2 protein-coding genes are annotated in these 1,225 nt (G+C 66.9%); both read left to right on the top strand.

What is annotated here, in order from left to right; all coding sequences use genetic code 11:
* Nucleotides 1-132: 132 nt before the first annotated feature.
* A complete protein-coding gene (prmA, locus tag B2W70_RS17695; protein ID WP_286747813.1) occupies nucleotides 133-1,068 on the top strand; it encodes a 50S ribosomal protein L11 methyltransferase in 936 nt (311 codons plus the stop codon).
* A gap of 50 nt (nucleotides 1,069-1,118) precedes the next feature.
* Nucleotides 1,119-1,225 (top strand): zinc-ribbon domain-containing protein (locus B2W70_RS17700; protein ID WP_286747815.1); only part of this gene is annotated, 107 nt, incomplete at its 3' end.

Below are 1,225 nucleotides of genomic sequence, written 5' to 3' on the forward strand. Positions count from 1 at the left end.
ACCAACATCCCGCTGCACCGCGAGCTGATGGTGGACGCCAAGTTCGTCGAAGGCGGCACCGACATCCACTACCTCGAAAGCTGGATGGCGGCGCGCAAGCGCTGAAGCCCCAAGGCGACACCCGACATGCCCCTGTACGAACTCACCCTGCTGGCCCAAGAGGCCGAAGTCGAGAACCTGAGCGACGCGCTCATGGAGATCGAGGCCTTGTCTGTCTCCGTCGAAGACGCCGACGCGGACACGGAACACGAGGAAGCCCTGTGGGGTGAGCCGGGCATGCCGGTGCCGCGCGAAGCCTGGCAGCGCTCGACCATCAAGAGCCTGTTCGCCACCGAGGCCGAGGCCCTGGAAGCGGCCACGCTGATCCTGGCCCAGGACTGGGCCGAGGACATCCACGTCCAGGGCATCCAGCCCGTGGACGAACAGGACTGGGTGCGGCTGACGCAGTCGCAGTTCCAGCCGGTGCCCATCACCGACAGCTTTTTCATCGTGCCGACCTGGCACGAAGTGCCCACCGCGGCCAAAACCGTCATGCGCCTGGACCCGGGCCTGGCCTTTGGCACCGGCACGCACCCGACCACGCGCATGTGCCTGAAGTGGATCGCGCAGAACGCCCAGGCCTTCGCAGGGCAGCGCGTGCTGGACTACGGCTGCGGCTCGGGCATCCTGGCCATTGGCGCAGCGCTGTTCGGCTCGGGCCTGATCGACGCGGTCGACATCGACCCCGCCGCCGTGGAGGCCACCGTGCTCAACGCCGAAGCCAACCTGGCGCACCTCAAGTCGACCGACGGCAGCCTGCCCGTGCGCGCCGGCCTGCCTGACCTGGTGGGCGAGGCCCGAGGCACCTACCCGCTGGTGCTGGCCAACATCCTGGCCACGCCCTTGCGGATGCTCTCGCCGCTGCTGTCCAGCCATGTCGCAGCAGGTGGCCACCTGGTGCTCGCCGGCATCCTGGCGCGCCAGGAGCAAGAGCTCAAAGACGCCTACGCCGAAGTGGGCCTGCAGTTGCAGGTCGCCAACGAGGAAGAGGGCTGGATCCTGATGACCGCCCAAAAGCGGGTGGGATGAACACGCACCCGGGCCGGTTTTCCCTTGAAAAAATGGCATAAAGGCGGGCTATGAGCCTGGCCACCCGTTGCACCCACTGCGGCACGATCTTCAAGGTCGTGCAAGACCAATTGAAGGTCTCCGAAGGCTGGGTGCGTTGTGGCCGCTGCCACGAGGT

This window comes from Aquabacterium sp. UBA2148 (assembly GCF_002328915.1).
Classification (GTDB): Bacteria; Pseudomonadota; Gammaproteobacteria; order Burkholderiales; family Burkholderiaceae_C; genus Aquabacterium; species Aquabacterium parvum.